Annotated in this window: 17 protein-coding genes and 20 tRNA genes; 2 read left to right on the top strand and 35 right to left on the bottom strand. The window is 33.3% G+C overall.

Annotated elements, in window-relative coordinates; genetic code table 11:
* Positions 1 to 278: 278 nt before the first annotated feature.
* The 24 genes from ACWJKS_RS14850 to ACWJKS_RS14965 form a co-directional block, all read right to left on the bottom strand.
* Positions 279 to 355: transfer RNA gene (locus tag ACWJKS_RS14850), tRNA-Arg, on the bottom strand.
* Positions 356 to 407: 52 nt separating this feature from the next.
* A tRNA-Gly gene (locus ACWJKS_RS14855) sits at positions 408 to 481 on the bottom strand.
* A 5-nt stretch (positions 482 to 486) separates the two neighbouring features.
* A tRNA-Gly gene (locus tag ACWJKS_RS14860) sits at positions 487 to 561 on the bottom strand.
* 26 nt (positions 562 to 587) lie between these two features.
* Positions 588 to 672 (bottom strand) — tRNA-Leu (locus ACWJKS_RS14865).
* A 15-nt stretch (positions 673 to 687) separates the two neighbouring features.
* Positions 688 to 763 (bottom strand) — tRNA-Lys (locus ACWJKS_RS14870).
* Positions 764 to 842: 79 nt separating this feature from the next.
* A tRNA-His gene (locus ACWJKS_RS14875) sits at positions 843 to 918 on the bottom strand.
* A 78-nt stretch (positions 919 to 996) separates the two neighbouring features.
* A tRNA-His gene (locus ACWJKS_RS14880) sits at positions 997 to 1,072 on the bottom strand.
* 4 nt (positions 1,073 to 1,076) lie between these two features.
* A tRNA-Arg gene (locus ACWJKS_RS14885) sits at positions 1,077 to 1,153 on the bottom strand.
* Between the two features lie 35 nt (positions 1,154 to 1,188).
* Positions 1,189 to 1,262 (bottom strand) — tRNA-Gly (locus ACWJKS_RS14890).
* 14 nt (positions 1,263 to 1,276) lie between these two features.
* Positions 1,277 to 1,352, bottom strand: a tRNA-Pro gene (locus ACWJKS_RS14895).
* Between the two features lie 15 nt (positions 1,353 to 1,367).
* Positions 1,368 to 1,443: transfer RNA gene (locus ACWJKS_RS14900), tRNA-Lys, on the bottom strand.
* 4 nt (positions 1,444 to 1,447) lie between these two features.
* A tRNA-Arg gene (locus tag ACWJKS_RS14905) sits at positions 1,448 to 1,524 on the bottom strand.
* 33 nt (positions 1,525 to 1,557) lie between these two features.
* Positions 1,558 to 1,632, bottom strand: a tRNA-Gly gene (locus ACWJKS_RS14910).
* Positions 1,633 to 1,675: 43 nt separating this feature from the next.
* Positions 1,676 to 1,760: transfer RNA gene (locus tag ACWJKS_RS14915), tRNA-Leu, on the bottom strand.
* 15 nt (positions 1,761 to 1,775) lie between these two features.
* Positions 1,776 to 1,851 (bottom strand) — tRNA-Lys (locus ACWJKS_RS14920).
* 4 nt (positions 1,852 to 1,855) lie between these two features.
* Positions 1,856 to 1,930 (bottom strand) — tRNA-Gln (locus tag ACWJKS_RS14925).
* Positions 1,931 to 1,938: 8 nt separating this feature from the next.
* Positions 1,939 to 2,014 (bottom strand) — tRNA-His (locus tag ACWJKS_RS14930).
* A 4-nt stretch (positions 2,015 to 2,018) separates the two neighbouring features.
* A tRNA-Arg gene (locus ACWJKS_RS14935) sits at positions 2,019 to 2,095 on the bottom strand.
* Positions 2,096 to 2,130: 35 nt separating this feature from the next.
* Positions 2,131 to 2,204, bottom strand: a tRNA-Gly gene (locus ACWJKS_RS14940).
* Positions 2,205 to 2,210: 6 nt separating this feature from the next.
* A tRNA-Pro gene (locus ACWJKS_RS14945) sits at positions 2,211 to 2,286 on the bottom strand.
* 195 nt (positions 2,287 to 2,481) lie between these two features.
* Positions 2,482 to 3,543: an IS30 family transposase gene (locus ACWJKS_RS14950; protein WP_462959495.1), complete on the bottom strand. Its 1,062-nt coding sequence runs from the start codon at positions 3,541 to 3,543 to the stop codon at positions 2,482 to 2,484.
* A gap of 235 nt (positions 3,544 to 3,778) precedes the next feature.
* The gene (locus tag ACWJKS_RS14955) at positions 3,779 to 4,249 is read right to left on the bottom strand and encodes a metallophosphoesterase (protein ID WP_462959874.1); all 471 of its coding nucleotides are present in this window, start codon (positions 4,247 to 4,249) and stop codon (positions 3,779 to 3,781) included.
* Positions 4,250 to 4,313: 64 nt separating this feature from the next.
* On the bottom strand, positions 4,314 to 4,919 hold the full coding sequence (locus ACWJKS_RS14960) for an XTP/dITP diphosphatase (protein ID WP_220286090.1): 606 nt from the start codon (positions 4,917 to 4,919) through the stop codon (positions 4,314 to 4,316).
* Between the two features lie 78 nt (positions 4,920 to 4,997).
* Positions 4,998 to 5,972, bottom strand: a complete 975-nt coding sequence (locus ACWJKS_RS14965; protein WP_462959875.1) for an AIR synthase family protein — start codon at positions 5,970 to 5,972, stop codon at positions 4,998 to 5,000.
* A 91-nt stretch (positions 5,973 to 6,063) separates the two neighbouring features.
* On the opposite strand from ACWJKS_RS14965, the gene ACWJKS_RS14970 reads away from it, so the two are divergent.
* On the top strand, positions 6,064 to 7,446 hold the full coding sequence (locus ACWJKS_RS14970; RefSeq protein ID WP_462959876.1) for a hypothetical protein: 1,383 nt from the start codon (positions 6,064 to 6,066) through the stop codon (positions 7,444 to 7,446).
* 118 nt (positions 7,447 to 7,564) lie between these two features.
* On the opposite strand, the gene ACWJKS_RS14975 is transcribed toward ACWJKS_RS14970, so the two are convergent.
* On the bottom strand, positions 7,565 to 9,184 hold the full coding sequence (locus ACWJKS_RS14975) for a peptide ABC transporter substrate-binding protein (RefSeq protein WP_462959877.1): 1,620 nt from the start codon (positions 9,182 to 9,184) through the stop codon (positions 7,565 to 7,567).
* A 419-nt stretch (positions 9,185 to 9,603) separates the two neighbouring features.
* Between ACWJKS_RS14975 and ACWJKS_RS14980 the strand changes: the two genes are divergently transcribed.
* Positions 9,604 to 9,837 (top strand): hypothetical protein, encoded by a 234-nt coding sequence (locus ACWJKS_RS14980; protein ID WP_220286093.1) that lies wholly within the window; start codon positions 9,604 to 9,606, stop codon positions 9,835 to 9,837.
* Positions 9,838 to 9,895: 58 nt separating this feature from the next.
* On the opposite strand, the gene ligA is transcribed toward ACWJKS_RS14980, so the two are convergent.
* From ligA to ACWJKS_RS15030, 10 genes are all read right to left on the bottom strand, one after another.
* Positions 9,896 to 11,890 (bottom strand): NAD-dependent DNA ligase LigA, encoded by a 1,995-nt coding sequence (gene ligA, locus ACWJKS_RS14985; protein ID WP_462954360.1) that lies wholly within the window; start codon positions 11,888 to 11,890, stop codon positions 9,896 to 9,898.
* A 154-nt stretch (positions 11,891 to 12,044) separates the two neighbouring features.
* Positions 12,045 to 14,303, bottom strand: coding sequence for a DNA helicase PcrA (gene pcrA, locus ACWJKS_RS14990; protein ID WP_462959878.1), 2,259 nt, complete (start codon positions 14,301 to 14,303; stop codon positions 12,045 to 12,047).
* Between the two features lie 74 nt (positions 14,304 to 14,377).
* Positions 14,378 to 14,680: a YerC/YecD family TrpR-related protein gene (locus ACWJKS_RS14995; RefSeq protein WP_216301902.1), complete on the bottom strand. Its 303-nt coding sequence runs from the start codon at positions 14,678 to 14,680 to the stop codon at positions 14,378 to 14,380.
* A 186-nt stretch (positions 14,681 to 14,866) separates the two neighbouring features.
* Positions 14,867 to 15,097: a preprotein translocase subunit SecG gene (gene secG, locus ACWJKS_RS15000; RefSeq protein WP_216301901.1), complete on the bottom strand. Its 231-nt coding sequence runs from the start codon at positions 15,095 to 15,097 to the stop codon at positions 14,867 to 14,869.
* 112 nt (positions 15,098 to 15,209) lie between these two features.
* On the bottom strand, positions 15,210 to 16,505 hold the full coding sequence (eno, locus tag ACWJKS_RS15005; RefSeq protein WP_165412702.1) for a phosphopyruvate hydratase: 1,296 nt from the start codon (positions 16,503 to 16,505) through the stop codon (positions 15,210 to 15,212).
* 126 nt (positions 16,506 to 16,631) lie between these two features.
* Positions 16,632 to 18,161 (bottom strand): 2,3-bisphosphoglycerate-independent phosphoglycerate mutase, encoded by a 1,530-nt coding sequence (gene gpmI, locus ACWJKS_RS15010; protein ID WP_216301900.1) that lies wholly within the window; start codon positions 18,159 to 18,161, stop codon positions 16,632 to 16,634.
* Positions 18,162 to 18,337: 176 nt separating this feature from the next.
* Positions 18,338 to 19,084 (bottom strand): triose-phosphate isomerase, encoded by a 747-nt coding sequence (tpiA, locus tag ACWJKS_RS15015; protein ID WP_220286094.1) that lies wholly within the window; start codon positions 19,082 to 19,084, stop codon positions 18,338 to 18,340.
* 108 nt (positions 19,085 to 19,192) lie between these two features.
* Entirely contained in the window at positions 19,193 to 20,389 is a 1,197-nt protein-coding gene (locus ACWJKS_RS15020) for a phosphoglycerate kinase (protein WP_462953621.1), read from the bottom strand.
* 226 nt (positions 20,390 to 20,615) lie between these two features.
* A complete protein-coding gene (gap, locus tag ACWJKS_RS15025; protein ID WP_165412698.1) occupies positions 20,616 to 21,623 on the bottom strand; it encodes a type I glyceraldehyde-3-phosphate dehydrogenase in 1,008 nt (335 codons plus the stop codon).
* Positions 21,624 to 21,703: 80 nt separating this feature from the next.
* Entirely contained in the window at positions 21,704 to 22,738 is a 1,035-nt protein-coding gene (locus ACWJKS_RS15030; RefSeq protein ID WP_216301897.1) for a sugar-binding transcriptional regulator, read from the bottom strand.
* Positions 22,739 to 22,842: the final 104 nt, after the last annotated feature.

The raw sequence follows: 22,842 nt of genomic DNA on the forward strand, positions 1-22,842 counted from the left end.
ATACCTGACGATTTAAGTCATACCTATGCTACTCTCCTATTTGAGCTAAAGAAGAGCCCAAAATAGTACAAAGTCATCTAGACCATAGTAATATTTCTATTACCTTAAACACCTATACTCATGTACTTGAGATTATGAAGGCGAAGGCTGATACAAAACTTAATGACTTGTATAATTATATGGGGTCAAAATAACCCTCATTTTTTCATAAAATTTTATAAGGGCCAAAAGAGGGCAAAAGTAAAAGCCTTACAAACTTAGTGTTTGCAAGGCTTTGGTGGTGCGCCCAGAGGGAGTCGAACCCACGGCCTTCAGATTCGAAGTCTGCCACTCTATCCAACTGAGCTATGGGCGCATAATAAAATAATTTTTAAAAAGTCTTTAGTATAAATACTAAAGACTTTTATTGGAGCGGGTAGAGGGAATCGAACCCTCGTAATTAGCTTGGAAGGCTAACACTCTACCATTGAGTTATACCCGCATGTTTGGAGCGGGAGACGAGATTCGAACTCGCGACGTTCACCTTGGCAAGGTGACGCTCTACCACTGAGCCACCCCCGCATATTGTTGTTTTTATAAATAGTATTTGGTGCAGGTGAAGGGAGTTGAACCCATACACCCGAAGGCGCTAGATCCTAAGTCTAGTGCGTCTGCCAATTCCGCCACACCTGCATATTATTACTATTTTGGTGGCTTACCGGGGAATCGAACCCCGGACACCATGATTAAAAGTCATGTGCTCTACCAACTGAGCTAGTAAACCTTATTAGTTAAATTCAAACCTATACATCTAAGTAAAGAGTCCGATGCCTTACGGTTTTGAAAGGCATCCCAATTTTAAATGGGGTGGACGATGGGACTCGAACCCACGACAACCAGTACCACAAACTGGCGCTCTACCAACTGAACTACGTCCACCGTATTGGGAATTTTAAATTTATTAAGGTTATATTATTTTCTAATACAATACCCTTTATTTGTAATTTTATTTTTAAATGGGGTGGACGATGGGACTCGAACCCACGACAACCAGTACCACAAACTGGCGCTCTACCAACTGAACTACGTCCACCGTATGGTGCGTCTTAAGGGATTCGAACCCCTGGCCCACGCCTTAGAAGGGCGTTGCTCTATCCAACTGAGCTAAAAACGCTTATATGTTAATGCTCAGTTGAACGTTAACATATTTGGAGCGGGTAGAGGGAATCGAACCCTCGTAATTAGCTTGGAAGGCTAACACTCTACCATTGAGTTATACCCGCATATTATATTTTAATGGTCGGGGTGACAGGGATTGAACCTGCGACCTCATGGTCCCAAACCACGCGCGCTCCCAGCTGCGCTACACCCCGGCATATATTAAAAAATGGTGCGACATCGGGGGCTTGAACCCCGGACACCCTGATTAAGAGTCAGGTGCTCTACCAACTGAGCTAATGACGCATATTGGTGCATCTTAAGGGATTCGAACCCCCGGCCCACGCCTTAGAAGGGCGTTGCTCTATCCAACTGAGCTAAAGATGCTTGTATACTTAAACTAATATGTATAAACATATTTGGAGCGGGAGACGAGATTCGAACTCGCGACGTTCACCTTGGCAAGGTGACGCTCTACCACTGAGCCACCCCCGCATATTATTGTTTTTATACATAGTAATTCATTTGTAAATAGTAATGGTGCAGGTGAAGGGAGTTGAACCCATACACCCGAAGGCGCTAGATCCTAAGTCTAGTGCGTCTGCCAATTCCGCCACACCTGCATATTATTACTATTTTGGTGGCTTACCGGGGAATCGAACCCCGGACACCATGATTAAAAGTCATGTGCTCTACCAACTGAGCTAGTAAACCTTATTGGCTGGGATAGCAGGATTTGAACCTACGGATGCCACAGTCAAAGTGTGGTGCCTTACCGCTTGGCGATACCCCAGCATTAAATGGGGTGGACGATGGGACTCGAACCCACGACAACCAGTACCACAAACTGGCGCTCTACCAACTGAACTACGTCCACCGTATGGTGCATCTTAAGGGATTCGAACCCCTGGCCCACGCCTTAGAAGGGCGTTGCTCTATCCAACTGAGCTAAAGATGCTTGTATATTAGTGTTTAAATAAACATTAATATATTTGGAGCGGGTAGAGGGAATCGAACCCTCGTAATTAGCTTGGAAGGCTAACACTCTACCATTGAGTTATACCCGCATATAGTGGTCGGGGTGACAGGGATTGAACCTGCGACCTCATGGTCCCAAACCACGCGCGCTCCCAGCTGCGCTACACCCCGCTACCCATTAAACTTTAAAACCATTTAATGTCCTAAATTAATCCTGACCTCATAACCATTTAAATTCAATGATTTTTTCTGACGACATGGATTATTCTACACCATATGTTTTAATACGTCAATACTTTTTTTAAAACTTTCTCATTTTGTAGATTGCAATATAAAATGTCCGAAATTTTGAAGAAAAATATAATGTTAAGTTGTAATGGTTTTCTGTTCCATCATATTGGCAGATAAACCGTTGAAAATCCTTCTTGGATAATTGTTGATCCAGTGCTGTATTTGCATAATTTGTTTTTTAGAGAATGCTGAAATATCCACACCTTTTGGGATAAATCGTCGTATCATTTTATTGATATTTTCGTTTGTGCCTCGCTCCCATGAACTATATGGGTGAGCATAATACACTTTAGTTCTCTTTCGTTTATTTCTTACTGAGTTCTCAATACCCTCGAAATCAAGGTTCTCACAGCCGTTATCACAGGTGATTGTTTTAAATGTTTTTGAGAATAACATTCCCATTTTACGCTCCAATTTGTCCAATTCTTTCACGACAGCCGCCTGTGATTTAGATGGTATTTTAAAGACTAACTCCTTACGAGTTACTCTTTCACTTAACACCATTAAGACAGTTTTTGTACCCTGTTTGCCAACTACAGTGTCCATTTCCCAATGGCCTATCTCATCACGTGCAGCTACCGCTGCAGGTCTCTCCGATATGCTAGTTCCTTTGGTATTGTTATACGCTGATCTTATTTTTTTATAGTTTCTCTTTTTAGCATTCTTTTTAACAGGCAGATCTTTGTTACTTATATTTAAAAACAAATTATTATCCAAATAGTTATACACAGTTTTGAAGCAAATAGTTGTTTCAAATTGTAGATCTTTATTTGTGATATTTTGAATAGCTGCATACGGAGATTCGCCATCTATACCAATAGCTTTTTCTAAGTACCTCACCAATTTGTGATCTTTTCCTATTTTTAATGCAGGACCTTTAGCGGCACCTTGTTTGTCATGCTCTGACTGCCCAATTTCTGCGCTATATTCCATTCGAGTGGTTAAGTCACTATTCAATAGTTCTACAATTCCTTTAGCAATTTCACGCCTTATTGTACGTTCTGAACGCCCACCTATTTGCTCCGCAATACGAGTTGAATTAAGTCCCATTTTGTGTAAAGCTTCTAACTTTATGCGTTCCTCGTATGTTATGTGTTTACCTTTTCTGCTCTGTGTGATAAAATCTAATTGACTCATTTGAAATCCTCCCGTATATGTTGGTTTAGTCACTTAACATTATACAAGAGTATTTCTCTTGAGTCTTTATTTTTTGTTACTCTTCGGTCATTTCATTATACAACTTACCAAACTTTCTCATTTTAATATTAAAATAAATCCTATCAACCTGTTATTTTTTATTTTAACTTATTTTAGTCTGATTAAAAAAACTAAAATTTTAGAAGTTCACATTTAAATTCCTAGCTATAAACAACTAGAATCTTATCAAATTTGGCTCTATGCATCCCTGGTTGATACTTATAATAGCAAAGCTCCGAGCTCCATCTCTTGGTAGTGACGCACTTCCAGGATTTATATACCATATTCCTTCTTCAAAATCTATTTTCCCAATATGTGTATGTCCATACAAGACTATGTCAGCCCCCGTTTCTAAAGCCTTATATCTTAATTTAGCCAAACCCTCTTTTACACTATATCTATGTCCATGAGTTAAAAAAAATTTTTTTAAGCAAATTTCTTTTACCCTGTCATTAGGTGTACTTGTAGAAAAATCACAATTGCCTTTAACATTAATTATTTCTCCATTATAATGCTTTCTTATAATGGATATGTCGTCTACATTATCGCCTAAGTGAATCAACACATCTAATCCCTTTATTTCGCATCCTAGCCGTTCTATGCTGCTAATAATGCCATGTGTATCGCTTATAACACCTATTCTCATTTAAAATCACCCTCTTCATTAATATAACGTATGCATCTTAGACTTTTTTTGAGATGCCTAATAATTATACATCATATATTAATTTTTCAAGCTCACCTTTTAGTTTATCTAGTGCCCTTCCCCTATGACTAATAGCATTTTTTTCATTACTTTCCATCTGTGCAAAAGTTTTATTGAATTTTTCCACAAAAAATAGCGGGTCATATCCGAAACCTTCTTCACCTCTAAAATCCGCTGTGATTATCCCCTCTGACTCTCCTTGTACTTTTACTATTTCATCTTTATTAATTATAAGTACCATTGCGCAAATGAATTTAGCTTTTCGCTGTTCTTCTGTTTTGCCATCTAAAAGGTGCAATAATTTTTCATTATTCGCTTTAGTATTTCCGTGTTCCCCCGCAAACCTCGCTGAAAAAATGCCTGGAGCTCCATTTAATGATTCTACTGCTAATCCCGAATCATCGGCAAGTACCATATTCCCATGGGCTATTTTGAAAATTTCACTTGCCTTTATATCTGCATTCTCCATGAAAGTGCTTCCTGTTTCCTCTACATCAATGTTAATATTGGCTTCTTTTAAAGATAGTACTTCAAAAGGAAACCGTGATAATATTTCTTTTATTTCCTTAATTTTATGGTCATTATTACTAGCAACTATTAATCTTCTCATTGTATACTCCTCACAACTCTCTAGGGTAGATAATAATTAGTAATCATTATCTACTCTAAAAGTAATCTATTTTAAAAATTATATACTAAATAACTCATCTCTAGTAGGGGGCAAAACATCTTTGCAAGTTTCATCTTTTACTAATATCCCTCTAGACGCAGTCATTTTTCCTATTACCGTAGCTTGTACTCCATTGCTATTTAATTTATCCACCAATTCTTTCCCAGATGCCACCGTTATTAGCATGCTTCCCGAAGATATAAATTTCAAAGGGTCAATATTAAGTCTTTCACATATTTTATATGTAATATCACTAATTGGCATTTTATCACTATACGCCTTAAATCCTAAATTGCTAGCCTCCGCAACTTCCCATAATGCTCCTAGAACACCACCTTCAGTTATATCATGCATAGAATTAACCCCGAACTCTCCTGCTATACGTCCTTCATTAACCACACTAATACCACTAATATAGTCTTTAGCTACTTCTATTTCTTTAGGAGTTAAAACACCTTGTATCTTGTCTAAATGATCATTTACTATAATTGAAGTTCCTTCCATACAAAGCAGTTTGGTAACGACAATTTCATCTCCGATTTTTGCACCTGAAGTTGCCACAGCACCTTGTGCTTTCCCTTTTCCTATAGCAGTACATGAAACTATTATTTTATTTACAGCTTCTGTAACCTCAGTATGTCCACCTAATATCTCCACATTCAGTTTTTTTGTCTCTTCATCAATTTCACTCATAATATTTTTTATATCTTCTATCGTCGCTGTTGGCGGTACAAGAATTGTAACTAAAATGCCTACAGGCTCAACTCCACAAGAAGCTATATCATTGCAATTTATATGAACTGCTAATTTGCCCATATTTTTATCAGCTCCGGTTATTGGATCTGTAGATACTACGCACTCATATTCGCCAAAATTTATTACACTGCAGTCTTCGCCTATTCCACTTCTAATTCTTACATCGCCCCGGACAACACTTTTATTGTTGTCAATTATTTGTTTTAAGTCATCCCAATTTAATTTTCCAACTTTCATTTAAATTCTTCCTTTCTAATTTCATAAATCTAGCACATTTTAACAATTCTAATCATATTATCTATATAAGTACTAATTATATGGTGGTGTTATGTTGAATTTTCTAGGACCTTTTTTAAAAACCAATACATTAAACAAAACTAACATAAAAAATCAATTTTTCTACTTATCAAAAGAATCATTAAAGGATATAGTTTTCGATTCTAAATGTGGTATATATATTCCCTCACGCGATTTAAAATCTAAATCCTTTTCTAAGATTGATATTAACACAATTAATTTAAATTCTCCACTTTTATGTGTTTACAAAAAAGCAGATGCTAAATTAAAATCGAAAGAAGGCATGTTAAATTGGAATGAGAACAAAGTAAAGAAAGAAATAACTGTTAATAGTAATGCATTCATGACTTTATCACTACTGGAACTCGTAGACTATTATAATAACTTTAAGGACGTCGATGATACAAAATATGATCTAAGCTCTATTTACCTTAAACTTTGCAAAGAACAATTAGAATTTTATGCTTCTTATTTTCGAAATAAAGATGGGCTCTTTGTTGACAAAAAAGATTTAACTAATCCTCTGAACCAAGAATTTAATTTTGAAGATAAAAACAATAAATTCAAATTTTCTGATCAAGCCTTTATGATGTCTGCTTACTACAAATATTCTACTTATAATAACGTAAAACAAGAGCATGAATATAAACAATTTGCTCTAGATATCCTAGATATGTTTGCTCAGTATAAGGAAGAAATTTACAATGTTTCTTTTGAGGAACTCAATAAGATATGCTTAGCATTAAATATTTTTTATAAGTACTCTGGCTTAGAACTATGCGAAACCCTATTGCTAGATTTTTTAGATTTACTTATAGATCAATATAATGCTAAGCCATCTTTAATTGTTAATGCTAAATTAGATCATTCCTGTATGCTTTTTATAAACTGTACGCTTATGTATAATAATACATTAATTCTTAAATTTAAAGATACTAGTGACGATTTATATGAAAAGCTTACAGACTTATACGATGCCGATAAGGGTATCTTGCTAAAGGAAAGTGCTGATAAAGAGACAAATTATACTTGTGATGAGCTCTTATTATACATTTACAGCCAAATCATATATTCTGATTTTAACAATATTGAAGACAATTCTTTCATGCTTCAGGATATTTTCAAACATCAAATTTTGGATTCTGGTATAATTTTAAGCTGGCCTGAGTCGCCCTCTTTAGATAACGCTGAACATTACAGGGATTTTTCACTAAAATCAGAGGATTTGATACAAGAGGATGATTTTAGAATGCCTGAAATCCCCACACCTGAAACCAATGAATTAGCTTCTATATTCATTAAAAATGTGGTATACAATAAACGAAAGGAGAGTTTTAAACAAAGCAAGTTATCTTTTGATAGCAGCAAAAATATGTTTATATTCTTCTTAACAATATTTTTCCACACTCACTAATATTAAGAGTTAATAATTTTCTCTTATATTATGCTATAACAAAAAAGTATATATGGCTAAAATGCATTCTACGCAATATATACTTTTATTAGCATAGTATAAGAAAAAAAGCTTAATTTTATTTGGAATCAGTCTTAGCCTCTTTATAAGCATAATCAAACACTAAATTCCCACTTTTAGTTAAATAAATATCTTTAACATTTTCTCTTTTACATATAACTGTATTGCCTATATATATAGGTATACATGGTAAGTCTTTTGCTAATATAGATTGTGCATGATTATAAATTGTTACTTTATTTTTATCGGTTTTCTCCATCAATGCTTTTTCTATAGTTTTATCATAATCCGAACTCTTATATCCATAAATATTATCTTTTGAATATGATGTCCATTTAGTAAAGAATTTATAAATGTCTCCATATTCCTCATCATTTTTTGAAAATACTATATCATAATTTCCCTCTTTAAGTACTTTTTCGAGTTCATCTTTTGTGTATCCAGTGCACACTACCTTTATACCTAAATATTCTTTAATATTTTTAGCTATTTCCTTGCTTATTTTAGTATCAAAATTTTTATTTTCATATACCATAACTAATTCTTGTTTTTCTTCATAATTACTACTTTTTTTTAAATATTCTAAGCCTTTAATTTTATTCTGGGATGCATTAAAAATCACTTTACCACTATTGTCATTAGACCTAGTAAAAGGTGTATAATTTATTGTTGGAACCGCTACATCTTCTGATATGGTTTCTATAATTAATTCCCGATCTATAATTGAACCAATTGCATTTCTAAAATTTATATCTACTGAATCTCTTTTTTCTAGTATATTTTTAGTTTTTAGATTGAAATTCATATAATACATGCTCTGCGATAGTTTAACTTCAGTTTTATTTTCCGTGCTAAGGGCACTTACTTCACTTATTGGTGGACTTACAAGTACATCAATTTTTGAGGTATCACTATACTGCGAAGTTTCAAAATTTGCTAAAGCTTTCTCTTCATCCTTTATAGAAGTAAATAGCATTTCATTACTAACAATTTCATTGGCTCTCCAATACTTTTCGTTCTTTACTAATTTTATTTCTCCATCTTTGTTTACCTCTTTTATAATAAATGGACCACTATATTGAATTTGACTGTAGCTATCTTTCCAGTTCCTTGTATCCATATTATTTCCCCTTAAAGTGAAAACTGGATTGCTAAGGATATTTATAAAGTTCTCATTAGGATTATTTAGCCTTATCTCTAATGTTAAATCGTCCTTTGCAACAATACCAACATTTTCAAAATCTACTTTTCCTGCACTAAAATCCTTAGCCCCAAATATGCAATATAATTGCTTAGCATAAATATTTCCTTTTTCCAATAAAATGTTGTGAAAGAACCTTTTAAAATCATCAGCTTTTATAGACGTTCCATCGTTATAATGTAGATCTTTTCTTAATTTAAAGGTATACCCTATTTTGTCCTTACTAACCTCAATTTTTTCTGCCATGGCCGGTACAATTTTGCCATCTTTATCTTCTCTTACTAATCCTTCAAATAAAACTAATAACAAGTCTTTTTCGCGAACACTATCATTATTTGTCATAAGCAAGTCTGCCGGCAATTCGCCCAAGTTATAAACTAAATATTTTCTAGATGTTGTTGGTTTTACTTTCTTTTGAATACATCCACTGGTTAGCATCGTCATAAAAATCAACATTATACATAATAACTTTTTCATAATTACCCCCAATATGTGTATTATTAAGAGTATTAACTTTTCATATATGAAATAATCAAATATACAATAAAAAAAGTATATATTACTATTAATACATTCACTTCGCTAAGAACTACTAATTTTATTTCAATTAATTCCTGAAAAACATAAATTCGCTGTCGCTCAAACATATGTTTTTCTTAACGTATCTTAATTAAAAATAAAAAAAGAAGTTCTAAAGCTTGTTTCAATGCATTATACGCAATATACACTTTTTTTTGCGCTTAATTCTGTAATATATTTTAACTATATATTATATAAATGAATACATATAATCATTGTACTGTGTAAAATTGACTTGTTATTTATCTTAATGTACATTATTATATTAATATGTACTTACAGATTTTATATATGTAAGTATTTAGGAGGCCTATTCCATGTTAATCCTGACTATAAGAATTTTTTCTATATTTTCCATGTTAATTTTTATGCTTACATCGATATGGGGCTTTATTTTATTAATTAAAATATTTAATCAGTTAAGATATAAAAATTATTTACTGGAAAAACTTCTACAAAACGCCTCTAGCTCATCTTCAAAACAGAGACACAAGGAATATCCTAAAGATGATTTTAAAGTCGAAGATATTTCTAGTCCAGGTGAAAAATAAATATTAGTAGCGCAACATAAAGAAGACGTCATTTGACGTCTTTCTTACATTTTCCACACTATTTTAACATATTTACTAGTTCTTCTTCAGATATGACTGTAATTCCAAGCTCTTGAGCTTTGGTAAGCTTACTTCCGGCATTCTCGCCTGCTAAAACGTAACTGGTTTTATTAGAAACAGAACCTGATACTTTTCCTCCATGATTTTCTATTATCAATGTGGCATCACTACGCCCCATTGACGTAAGGGTTCCAGTTACTACGAATGTTAACCCGTTAAATAGATTATCGACCTGATTTGAGTCTTCTACGGCCATATTTACGCCATACTCTTTTAACCTATCAATTATTTCTCTGTTTTTATTATCTTCAAAAAATCTTAGTACACACAAAGCACTTATTTCACCTATATCAGAAACCTCTATTAGTTCATCCAATGTTGTATTTTGCAAACATTCAATAGATTTATAATGCTTCATTATGGATTTCGCTGCTATCTTACCAATATTAGGAATTCCGAGGCCTGTCAGCAATCTTTGTGCTTCATTTCCCCTTGATTTGTCTATAGCATCTAGTAACTTATCTGTATTCTTTTCTTTTCCAATTATACCTTTCTCTATAAGCTCCGCGCGGTAATTAAACAGTGAATATACATCTGCTACATCTTTAATATATTCTAAACGGATAAGTTCCTTAATATAAGCCGTACCAAACCCTTTTATATCCATAGCATTCCGACCAACAAAATTAATTATGTGTCTTTCTAATTGAGCCATACAGTTAGGATTTGTACATTTGATATCAGCCGTATCTTTTTCACGGACAGTAGGTGTTCCACATACCGGGCATCGGTCTGGAATTTGGAATCTATTTAACTTCTCAGAACGTTTTTCTTTGACTACAGCCTTAATTTTCGGGATAATCTCTCCTGATTTGTATACAACAATTATATCTCCAATCCTTATATCTAAATCATTGATAAAATCTTGGTTATGAAGAATTGCTCTAGATACAGAAGTTCCGCATAAACGAATTGGCTCAAAAATTGCTGTAGGAGTAATTCTTCCGGTTCTTCCTACTGATAGTTCAATATCAATCAATTTTGTTTCTTTTTCTTCTGGAGGGAACTTATATGCTATAGCCCATTTGGGAACTTTTGAAGTATTACCAAGCTTTTTTCTATCTTCCAAGTTATCAATTTTTATAACAACTCCGTCAATATCGTATGCTAAATTACCTCTATCTTCTCCTATAGCCTGGATAGTATTCCACACTTCATCAGCTGTTTTACATTTCACATAATTCTCAATAACTTTTACACCCTGTTTTTTTAACCATTCATAGCCTTCGGTATGTGTTTTAAATTCAATTCCTTTGGAGTCTTGAATATTAAAAATAAACAGAGATAATTGTCTTTCCTTTGTTATTTTACTATCTAACTGCCTCAATGTACCAGCAGCACAGTTTCGAGGATTAGCAAATATCTTTTTCCCTAATAGCTCTTGCCCCTCATTAACCTTATCAAACGCAGCACTTGCCATATATACCTCACCACGAATCTCGAGGTATGGCACTTGCTCTTTCAGTTTCCGCACGACATCCCCAATTACTTTAGCATTTTCAGTGACATCTTCACCTTGAATGATTCCATCACCGCGAGTTACAGCTACTGTTAATTTACCTTCTACATAACGTAGTGACATTGACAAACCATCAATTTTAAGTTCAACAACAAATGTTGGATCACTAAGTTCTTCAATCATTTTATTTACATAGGCATAGACTTCTTCTTTTGTAAATACGTCTTGCAAACTGAGCATTGGTACATTATGTTTTACTAATACCCCAGCTTTTCTTTTAGCGTTCCCACCTATGTTTTGAGTCGGGGACTCTAATGTGATAAGTTCTGGATATTCTTTCTCTATTGCTTTAAGCGCAAGCATCAATTGATCATATTCATAATCTGATATTTCCGGATTATCTTGGTTGTAATATCTATCACTGTGATATTTAATTGTCTTTTTTAATTCTTCAATTTCATCTTTTACACCAATTTTCATAAACTACACCCTTTCCCACGAAATCAACGTTCATCTGCTAGGTATATGAAATAAAATAACTAGCACACTCACTAGCTATTTTATCCAAAATGCCTTAGCGCATTCAAATAAATAGCAAATCAGTATGCTAGCCCTATTTTCATGTGCCTTATAACATTTCTAAAGGCGCTTTATCTAATATCAGCTTTTTTATTCCCATGTTATCAAACGCTATTGAAATCATTGTATCATTATCAGAACTCGATTTTGACACTATGGTACCTATTCCAAATTTAGTATGTCTAACTTTCCTACCTACCGTAGCTTCTCTATTCATAGCATTCTCACTATTGACACTTCGCTGCCCTGGATCATTTCCTTTCGCTGTAGCTGATGCATAATCTTGAGGCGAAGTTTTACTTAGTAGTCCATGCGGATTATAATTTTGTGAATTTCCAGTGTTTTTTCTCTTTAATACCTGCACAGTCCTATTCTTAGCTCCCCCGATAACTTCTTTTAAATCCGGAGAAATTTCACTGATAAAATCAGAAGGCTGATACCCAACATTTCTTCCAAATACCATTCTACTCTCGGCAGATGTTATGTAGAGCTTCTCCTCCGCCCTTGTTATAGCAACATAGCACAGGCGCCTTGATTCTTCCATTTCAGTAAAGTTGTTAAGCGAAGACATGCCGGGGAATATCCCATTTTCCATACCAACCATAAATACTACTGGAAATTCTAACCCCTTTGCACTATGAACAGTCATCATTGCCGCAGTCTCTACTGTTTCATCAGGGTCATCAGTGCTCGAACCTAAACTTACTCCTTCTAAGAATGTTAAAAGCGACTTATCTTCTGAAGTTCTTTCAAATTCTACAGCATCTGATACTAATTCCTTTATATTCTCTACCCTGCTCTCATCCTCTGGTTCCTTAGAAAGTTCTAATTGCTTTAAATACCCTGTATCACTTATTATAGATTTAATTAACTCAGAGACTGTTCCTGTTTCATTTTTGGCCATAAAGCTATTCATAATACTTACAAACTTATTTATAGATGCTTTATTTCTAGTTGTCAATGTAGGTATAAAATCTACATCTAGAATAGCACTATACAAGCATTGATCTATACCTGTTGCAAATTCTTGAATCTTTTGAATAGTTGCATCTCCTATACTTCTTTTAGGCACATTTATAATTCTTTTTAAAGCGATATCGTCAAGTGGGTTATTAATAAGCTTTAAATACGCCATTATATCCTTTATTTCTTTTCTATCATAGAATTTTAATCCTCCCACTATTCTATATGGAATCAAATTTTTTCTGAAACTCTCCTCAAAAATACGTGATTGAGAATTCATCCTATATAAAATTGCAAAGTCCTTATAGCTTCTATTTTCCTCAGTCATAATTCTCTTAATTTGACTTGCTACAAAATTTGACTCGTCTCTATCTGTAAACGCTCTATATAAATTAATTTTCTCTCCACAATCTTTTTCAGTCCTTAGAGCCTTATCTTTTCTTTGAGAATTATTCCTTATAACTTCATTAGCTGCCATAAGTATATTTCCGCAAGATCTATAATTTTGCTCGAGCTTAACAACCTTTGCCTTTGGATAATCTTTTTCAAAATCTAAGATGTTGGTGACATCCGCACCTCTCCAAGCATAAATACATTGGTCATCATCTCCAACTACGCATATATTTTCACGCTCATCTACTAAAAGCTTTATAAGCTCATACTGTGCTTTATTTGTGTCTTGATACTCATCAACCATAATGTACTTGAATTTTGAATGATAGAAATCCAAAACTTCCTTATTATTTTTTAAGAGTTCAACTGCTTTAAAAATTAAATCATCAAAATCTAGTGCATTGTTACCTTTTAGTCTTTTTTGATAAAGAACATACACATCAGCGATTTTGTTTTTTCTATAATCGCTTTCATTTTCTTTTTTAAATTTTTGTGGACTAATAAGTTCGTTTTTAGCACTCGATATTTTACCTAAAATTTCTGAATCTGTTAGATCTTTTTCATTTATTTGAAGTTCCTTCATACACTGTTTAATCAAACTTTTTTGATCATAGCTATCATAAATAGTGAAATTCTTATTATATCCCAGCCTATCTATCTCTCGCCTTAAAATCCTAACACAACTAGAGTGAAAGGTAGAAATCCACATATTATCCGCTATATTGCCTACTAAAGAACGCACTCTGTCCTTCATTTCACCAGCCGCTTTATTAGTAAAAGTTATGGATAAAATTTGAGACGGATATATAGCTAAATCCTGAATCATATGCGCAATTCTATAGGTCAAAACCCTAGTTTTCCCAGATCCCGCTCCAGCTAATATTAGCAATGGGCCATCAACTGTTATTGCAGCCTCGCACTGCTCTTTGTTTAACAAACTTTTCAAATCCATGAAACCACTCCTTATATATTATATTAACCGTCCCTCTCTATCCGCATCTAAAATGTCGTTAAAAATGAATACACTTATTTCGCTAATTCCAAACGCTCTAATATAAGTTTATACCCATCACTACCATAATTTAATGCTCTGCCGATTCTACTTATTGTAGCAGTACTTGCCCCTGTTACACCTGCTATATCCAAATAGGTCCTTTTATCTGCTAACATTCTTGCTACTTGAATCCTTTGCTCAAATGCTTTAATTTCATTTATAGTGCATAAATCTTCAAAAAATCTATAGCATTCTTCCTTTGTTTGAAGGCTTAAAATGCCATCAAAAAGGAAATCCATATCATTACTTTCTAATTTAGAACTGTATTCACTCATCATCCTTCACCTCTAATAATCATAGATTCATATATACTATTAAATCATCTACTGGGTCTCTACTCATCACCTGAACACTTAAAAATCATATAAAAAAATGCAGCTTATTAAATTTTTTTAAATAAACTGCTGTGAAGTATAAAATATTTATTTGATTGTACCTAAATTATTACTTAGATAAGTATATTATTTAACTAAATTTAACATCACTGTAGTTATAGCAAAGAAAATTGCTGAAACTACTGTAATTCTTACTAGTACTGATTCTGCTGTTTTTGTTTTATTTTTCGCAAAAAAAGTTTCAGAAGTTCCTCCTATAAGGCCACTTAATCCATCTGATTTACTAGGTTGCATCATAACGGATACAATTATAGCAATTGAAGTTATAACCTGTAAAACTACTAGAAAACTATGCATGTGTACACCTCCAATTCATCGAATACATAATTATTTTAGCATACTCTAAGACAGTTTACAATGAATTGTAAAATTTAAGAGTATAGCCTATAAAGACTATACTCTTAATTAATTATCTATTTATGTTATAGAATGCTTTCAATCCTCTGTACTCAGCCATTTCTTCTAATTCTTCTTCTATTCTTAATAATTGATTGTATTTAGAAACTCTTTCGCTTCTAGCTGGGGCACCAGTTTTAATTTGTCCTGCATTCATAGCTACAACTAAGTCAGCTATTGAAGTATCTTCTGTTTCTCCTGATCTATGAGAAACTACTGCAGTATATCCTGCCCTTTCAGCCATTTCTATAGCATTTAGTGTTTCAGTTAATGTACCTATTTGGTTTAATTTTATAAGAATTGAATTTGCAGTTTTTCTTTCAATTCCCATTTTTAATCTGTCAGTGTTGGTTACAAATAAATCATCTCCAACTAATTGAACTCTATCTCCTATTTTATCAGTTAAGTACTTCCAGCCTTCCCAATCTTCTTCAGCCATTCCATCTTCAATAGATATAATTGGATATTTGTTTACAAGTTCTACATAGTAGTCAGCCATTTGCTCTGGAGTTAATATTCTTCCTTCTGAAGCTAAGTTGTATTTTCCATCTTCAAAGAATTCAGAAGCTGCTGGATCAAGAGCAATATAAATATCTTTTCCAGGAACATATCCAGCTTTTTCTATAGCTTCTATTATGATTTTTATAGCTTCTTCGTTTGATGATAAATCTGGAGCAAATCCACCTTCATCACCAACACCAGTCGCTAGTCCTTTAGTTTTTAATAATGCTTTTAATGAGTGGTAAACTTCTGCACTCATTCTTAAAGCGTCCTTAAAAGAAGTTGCTCCAACTGGCATAACCATAAACTCTTGTAAGTCTACATTATTGTCAGCATGGCTTCCACCATTTATAATGTTCATCATTGGAACTGGTAAAACCTTAGCATTTACTCCACCAATATATTGATATAGTCCGAGTCCTAATGACTCTGCAGCCGCTCTAGCACATGCAAGAGATACTCCAAGAATTGCATTAGCACCTAGTTTAGCCTTATTAGGTGTGCCATCAAGATCTATCATTGCTTTGTCAATTGCTATTTGATCATATACATTCATTCCAACTATCTCTTCAGCTATTAGATTGTTTACATTATCAACGGCTTTTAAAACTCCTTTACCGTTATATGTATCCTTGTCTCCATCTCTTAACTCTACCGCTTCAAATATGCCAGTAGAAGCGCCTGATGGTACTGATGCTCTTGCTATCGTTCCATCTTCGAGTGTTACTTCAACTTCAACAGTTGGAAATGCTCTTGAGTCCAGAATCTGTCTTGCATAAATATCAATTATTTCAATAAAGTTTTTCATGTTATCTAACCTCCAAATTTTTTCTCTATGTTATTATATCCTAAGTTAACTTAAGTTAATCCTATACTTTACGGAAACTTAAGTTAATCTTAGATAATACATTATTCAATTTAGTTTTCTTTTAACCTATTTAATTAAAGATTTTCCTGTCATTTCACTTGGTATACTGAGTCCCATAGCTTGGAGCATAGTTGGTGCAATATCCGCCAATATTCCACTATCTTTTAGACCATTACTGTGATTTGAAACGTATGTGAATGGAACTAAATTTGTAGTATGTGCTGTCATTGGCTTTCCAGACGAATAATCAAGCATTTGTTCAGAGTTTCCATGATCTGCAGTTATAAATACGCTGCCGTCCTTGCCTAGAACGCACTCAACAATTTTTCCAAGGCATTCATCCACTGTTTCTATAGCTTTTTTAGCAGCTTCAAAAACGCCTGTATGACCTACCATATCTGGGTTAGCATAGTTAAGTATAATCATGTCGTATTCATCTGTTTCTAGTCTCTTTAATAATTCTTCTGTAACCTCTTGCGCACTCATTTCTGGCAATAAATCATATGTTGCTACTTTAGGTGATGGAATTAATGCTCTATCTTCATTTACATTCGGAGCCTCAACACCTCCATTAAAGAAGAATGTAACATGGGCGTATTTTTCAGTTTCAGCTATTCGGAGCTGTTTTTTACCCATTTTACTAACATATTCTCCAAGCGTATTAGTGTAACTTTCTGGCGTATACGCTACATCAACGTTTTCTATAGTTATATCATATTGCGTAGTACATACAAAGTTCAAATTTAAAGTTTCTCTTTTAAAACCATTAAATACTTTATCATTTAATGCCCTAGTAAGTTCGCGAGCTCTGTCCGGTCTAAAGTTAAAGAATATTACACTATCGTTATTACTTATAGCTGAAACAGGCTTATTATTTTCCATTATAACAGTCGGAAGAACAAATTCATCTGTCTTATTATCATGGATAGCTTTTTTAACTGCCTCTATTGCTGAGGTATTTTCCTCACCCTTAGATAAAACCATAGCATTATATGCAAGTTCAACTCTTTCCCATCTCTTATCTCTATCCATAGCATAATATCTACCACATACAGTAGCAATTTTACCCACGCCTATTGTATTCATATATTCTTCGAGTTCTGCTATGTATTGTAGTGCTGAACCTGGTTGCACATCCCTACCGTCTAACAATGCATGAACATAAACATTTTTAGCACCTTTATCCTTAGCAAGCTTTATTAAAGCTTTTAAATGATCAATATGAGAGTGAACTCCTCCATCTGACAATAATCCTAAAAGATGCACCGAAGAATTCGCCTTAATAGCTTTATCTATAGCTTTATTAAAAGCAAGGTTTTCAAAAAAGTTTCCTTCTTCAATTTCTTTTGTTATTTTCGTAAGTGCTTGATATATAATTCTACCAGCACCTATGTTTAAGTGGCCAACTTCTGAATTTCCCATTTGACCCGCTGGTAGTCCTACCTCTAGGCCACTTGCATTTAATTTCGTACTTGGATATTTCTTTATTATTCTGTCATAGTTTGGCTTACTGGCCGCAACTACTGCATTTCCATCTACGTTACTTGATAATCCGAATCCATCTAAAATCATTAGCATTACTGGTTTTTTTGACATTTTTGTTCCCCCATCCGTTGTTTCTAAAATCAAAATACATGTATATGTATCAATAGTTCACAGTTATAATTAACTAACTAAAGTAGATTAATCTACTAAAGTAGCTAAATCCACTAAAGTGGCTGCATCTACTAAAGTAGTCTAGCCACATTAGTGGATTCATTTACTATAACATCTTAATAATTTACTATTCCTGCGAAGTCTTGTGCCTTAAGGCTAGCTCCTCCGATTAATCCACCATCTATATCTGATTTACCCATTTGTTCTTTTATAGTTGTTGGTTTAACAGATCCACCATATTGAATTCTAACTTTTTCTGCTACTTCTGCTCCGAACATAGCTCCAACAGTTGCTCTTATAAATGCAATTGTATCATTAGCCTGATCAGCAGTTGCAGTTTTACCTGTACCTATTGCCCAAATTGGTTCATAAGCAATAACCAATTTTTCCACTTGTTCTTTTGTAAGTCCTTCTAAATCTAATTTTACTTGACTAGCTAAGACTTTTTCTGTAATATTTCCTTCTCTATCACTAAGAGTTTCCCCTACGCAAAGTATAGGAATAATACTATGGCTATAAGCAGCTTTAATCTTTTTGTTTACAGTTTCATCAGTTTCATTGAAATATTGTCTTCTTTCACTATGACCAATTATAACATATTCAACGCCCATATCTTTTAGCATTCCTGGTGCAATTTCACCTGTAAAAGCACCATTTTCTTCAAAATGCATGTTTTGAGCTCCTACCTTTATATTTGTACCCTTACTTGCCTTTATTACTGCGTCTAAACATAAAAATGTAGGACAAACTACAACATCACATTTTGCATCTTTAACTAACGGTTTCATTTCCTCAATTAAAGTTACAGCCTCAGCTACAGTTTTATTCATCTTCCAATTTCCTGCAATTATACCTTTTCTCATCAAAAAACCCCCAAGTATTCTTTTATTGTAAGTAATAATTATTAGTATTGTTATCTGGACAACAATTAATGTATATTAAAATATTTAAAATGTCTTATTTAACTTTAACTATTTATTTGTAAGAGCTTCAATTCCTGGTAATAATTTACCTTCTAAGAATTCAAGAGATGCTCCACCACCTGTAGATATATGAGTCATTTTATCTCCAAATCCTAATTGATTAACAGCTGCTGCACTATCTCCACCACCTATTATAGTAGTTCCATCAACTTTTGACATAGCCTCAGCTACTGCTATTGTTCCCTTTGCAAAATTCGCAAATTCAAATACTCCCATTGGTCCGTTCCAAACAATAGTTTTAGCCATGCTAATAGCGCCTTTATACATCTCACAAGTCTTAGGTCCAATATCAAGTCCCATAAACCCATCAGCAATATTTTGACTTTCAGTAACTACTGGCTCTGCTTCAGCTGAAAATCTATCTGCAACAATATTATCTACAGGTATTAAAAATTTAACTCCTTTTGACTCAGCTTTTTGCATCATAACTTTAGCATATTGTACTTTATCTTCTTCAACTAGTGAACTTCCGATAGAATATCCACCAGCTTTTAAGAATGTATAAGCCATTCCTCCACCAATTATTAAAGTATCAACTTTTTCAAGCAAATTTTCGATAACATTTATTTTATCAGAAACCTTAGCTCCACCTAAAATTGCTACGAAAGGTCTAACAGGGTTCTCTATTGTATCCCCTAAAAATTTTAATTCCTTTTGAATTAAATACCCACATACTGAAGTCTCAATAAATTGTGTTACTCCAACTGTAGAGCAATGAGCCCTATGAGCAGTTCCAAAGGCATCATTTACAAATACATCTGCAAGGGACGCTAATTCCTTTGAAAAGTTTTCTGTATTTTTAGTTTCTTCTTTTCTATATCTTGTGTTTTCTAATAATAGAACATCTCCGTCTTTCATTTTTGATACGGCAGATTTTACATTATCACTAACTACATTTGGGTCTGCTGCAAAGACTACTTCTTTTTTTAACATTTCGCTTAATTTCTTAGCAACTGGCGCTAAAGAAAGCTCAGGTTTTGGTTCTCCACTTGGTTTTCCAAGATGTGAACATAAAATAACTTTTGCACCTTTTTCTATCAAATAGTTTATTGTTGGCATTGCACCTACTAATCTATTTACATCTGTAATTACCCCATCTTTTAATGGTACATTAAAATCGCATCTTACTAAAACTTTTTTACCTTTAACCTCAATATCCTCGATTGTTTTTTTATTGAATTGCATACACATTCTCCTCCCATATGGTTTATAATACAAGTTTCTTATAATTTAATCACATTCATATAAATAGACTACCCTACTATCTTACTATTTACTACTCTCTTACTATTTATTTGAATGTACCTTGTATTAATAAAATATAAAAAGGTCCGGTTCCATAGACTAACTATAAAACCAGACCTTAATACTATACTTACAGTTTCCTACAGTTTTATAATAAAATTAAATTTTATAGTCTGTCTGCAACATATTTAGTTAAATCTGCTAATCTGTTTGAATAACCTGCTTCATTATCGTACCATGAAACAACTTTAACCATATTTCCTTCGATAACCATAGTTGACATAGCATCAACTATAGAAGATCTTTCGTCTCCTTTAAAATCAATTGAAACTAAAGGTTCTTCACAACAACCAAGTATTCCTTTCATTTCAGTTTCAGCTGCTTTCTTAAATGCTGCATTTACTTCTTCTACAGTAACATTCTTTGAAACTTCGCAAACTAAATCTGTACATGAAACTGTTGGAGTTGGAACTCTTAATGAGAATCCGTTTAATTTTCCTTTTAATTGTGGTAAAACTAATGCTACTGCTTTTGCTGCTCCTGTTGTAGTTGGAATCATTGATAGGTTAGCTGCTCTTGCACGTCTCATATCACTATGTGGAGCATCTAATAATCTTTGATCTCCAGTATATGAATGAATTGTAGTCATTAAGCCTTTAACTATTCCAAATTCTCTGTCTAAAACTTTAGCAAATGGTGCTAAACAGTTTGTTGTACATGATGCATTTGATATTACGTTATGTTTTGCTGAATCATATTTTTCTTCGTTAACTCCCATAACTATTGTAATATCTTCATTTTTTGCTGGTGCAGATATAAGAACTTTTTTAACACTTACACATAAATGATCGCTTGCTTTAGTAGCATCTGTAAAGAATCCTGTTGATTCTAATACTATTTCTACTCCAAGTGAACTCCAGTCAATATTCTTTGGTTCTCTTTCTGCAAATATTTTAATTTCTTTTCCGTTAACTACTATTGCACTTTCTTTAGCTTCTACAGTTCCGTCAAATTTTCCGTAAAGTGAATCATATTTTAAAAGATGTGCGAGTGTCGCAGCATCTGTTAAATCATTAATTCCTACTACTTCTAATTCTGTTGAATAATTTTTTACTAGTGCATTAAATACATTTCTTCCTATTCTTCCAAATCCATTAATTCCTACTTTTACCATCTTGGCAAAACCTCCTAAATTTTATTAACCTAATTATATGTAAATATATAATTTTTTCATTAATCAAATCATTATATAGTTTACTCTCTTTTCTCTATAATATTTACTATTTCTTCTGCAGCCGCTTGATCAATTATTAAAACAGTGCTTAAGCGGTTGATTTCAGTAGCGATGATGGCTCTAGCTTTATTTTTTCCAGCCGCTACTGCGATTAGTGTTTTGCTGTCTGTAACATCTTCATTTTTCACCCCAATAGTAGGTGTAGAATGAACTATTTCTCCTAATTCATTATAGTATTGACCAAAAGCTTCTCCTACTGCACCTAATTCTTCAAGTTCCTTTATCTCTTTTTCAGGTACTTCTCTTTTCATAGCCATATCACTGGCGATACCTATTCCATAAATAAGAATATCAGCACTTCGAATCTTATCAATTATACTTTTTATACTTTTTTCATTTACTATAGTTTTTAAAGCATCATTGCTCAAATTATCAGGTACATGTAGTAATTCGTAATTTCCACCAATTTTATCTGCTAGCCTAGCCACTAAAGTATTAGCTTGAATTTCTACATTTCTGGCCATACCGCCCCTGGCCGGAAGCACTAAAACATTGGTATATTTGTTATTTTTAGATAAATTGTCTACAACTTCCTTAACTGTTGATCCACCTGTTATTGCAATTATACTGTTATCTTTAATAATATCCATAACATAAATTGCAGCTACCTTCCCAACTTCTTTAAGGACACTTTTATCAATTTCAACGTTCCCGGGAACAACTATAACTTGCTGTAGCTTCAAATGTTTCTCAATAAATTTCTCGATTTTAGACAACCCTTTTATCTCATGAATAAATCCTTTTAACTGATCTAAAATTTCTTCACCATCAGTTGTTATAAACATACCCAGTGCATTAACCTCAATCAAGTTTTGGGACTTTAGAAAGTTTATTTCATTTCTTACTATTCTCTCGCTTATGCACATCTGATCTGCTAAAATTCTTCGTCCTATAGGTTGATTATAACATATCATCCTTAATATATCATGTCGTTTTTCAAGAAGTTCTATTAATTCAGGCACTATTTTTTGTTGTAATTTTAATATACTCTCCACTTGAACACCTTTCTGGACTTTTTAAGTCCCAGCTTATATTTTTTGCTCCCACAAACATTATAGATGAAATACCAACTTTTTTAAATTAGTATTTGCAAAAAAGA

Source organism: Clostridium sp. CM038 (assembly GCF_055081105.1).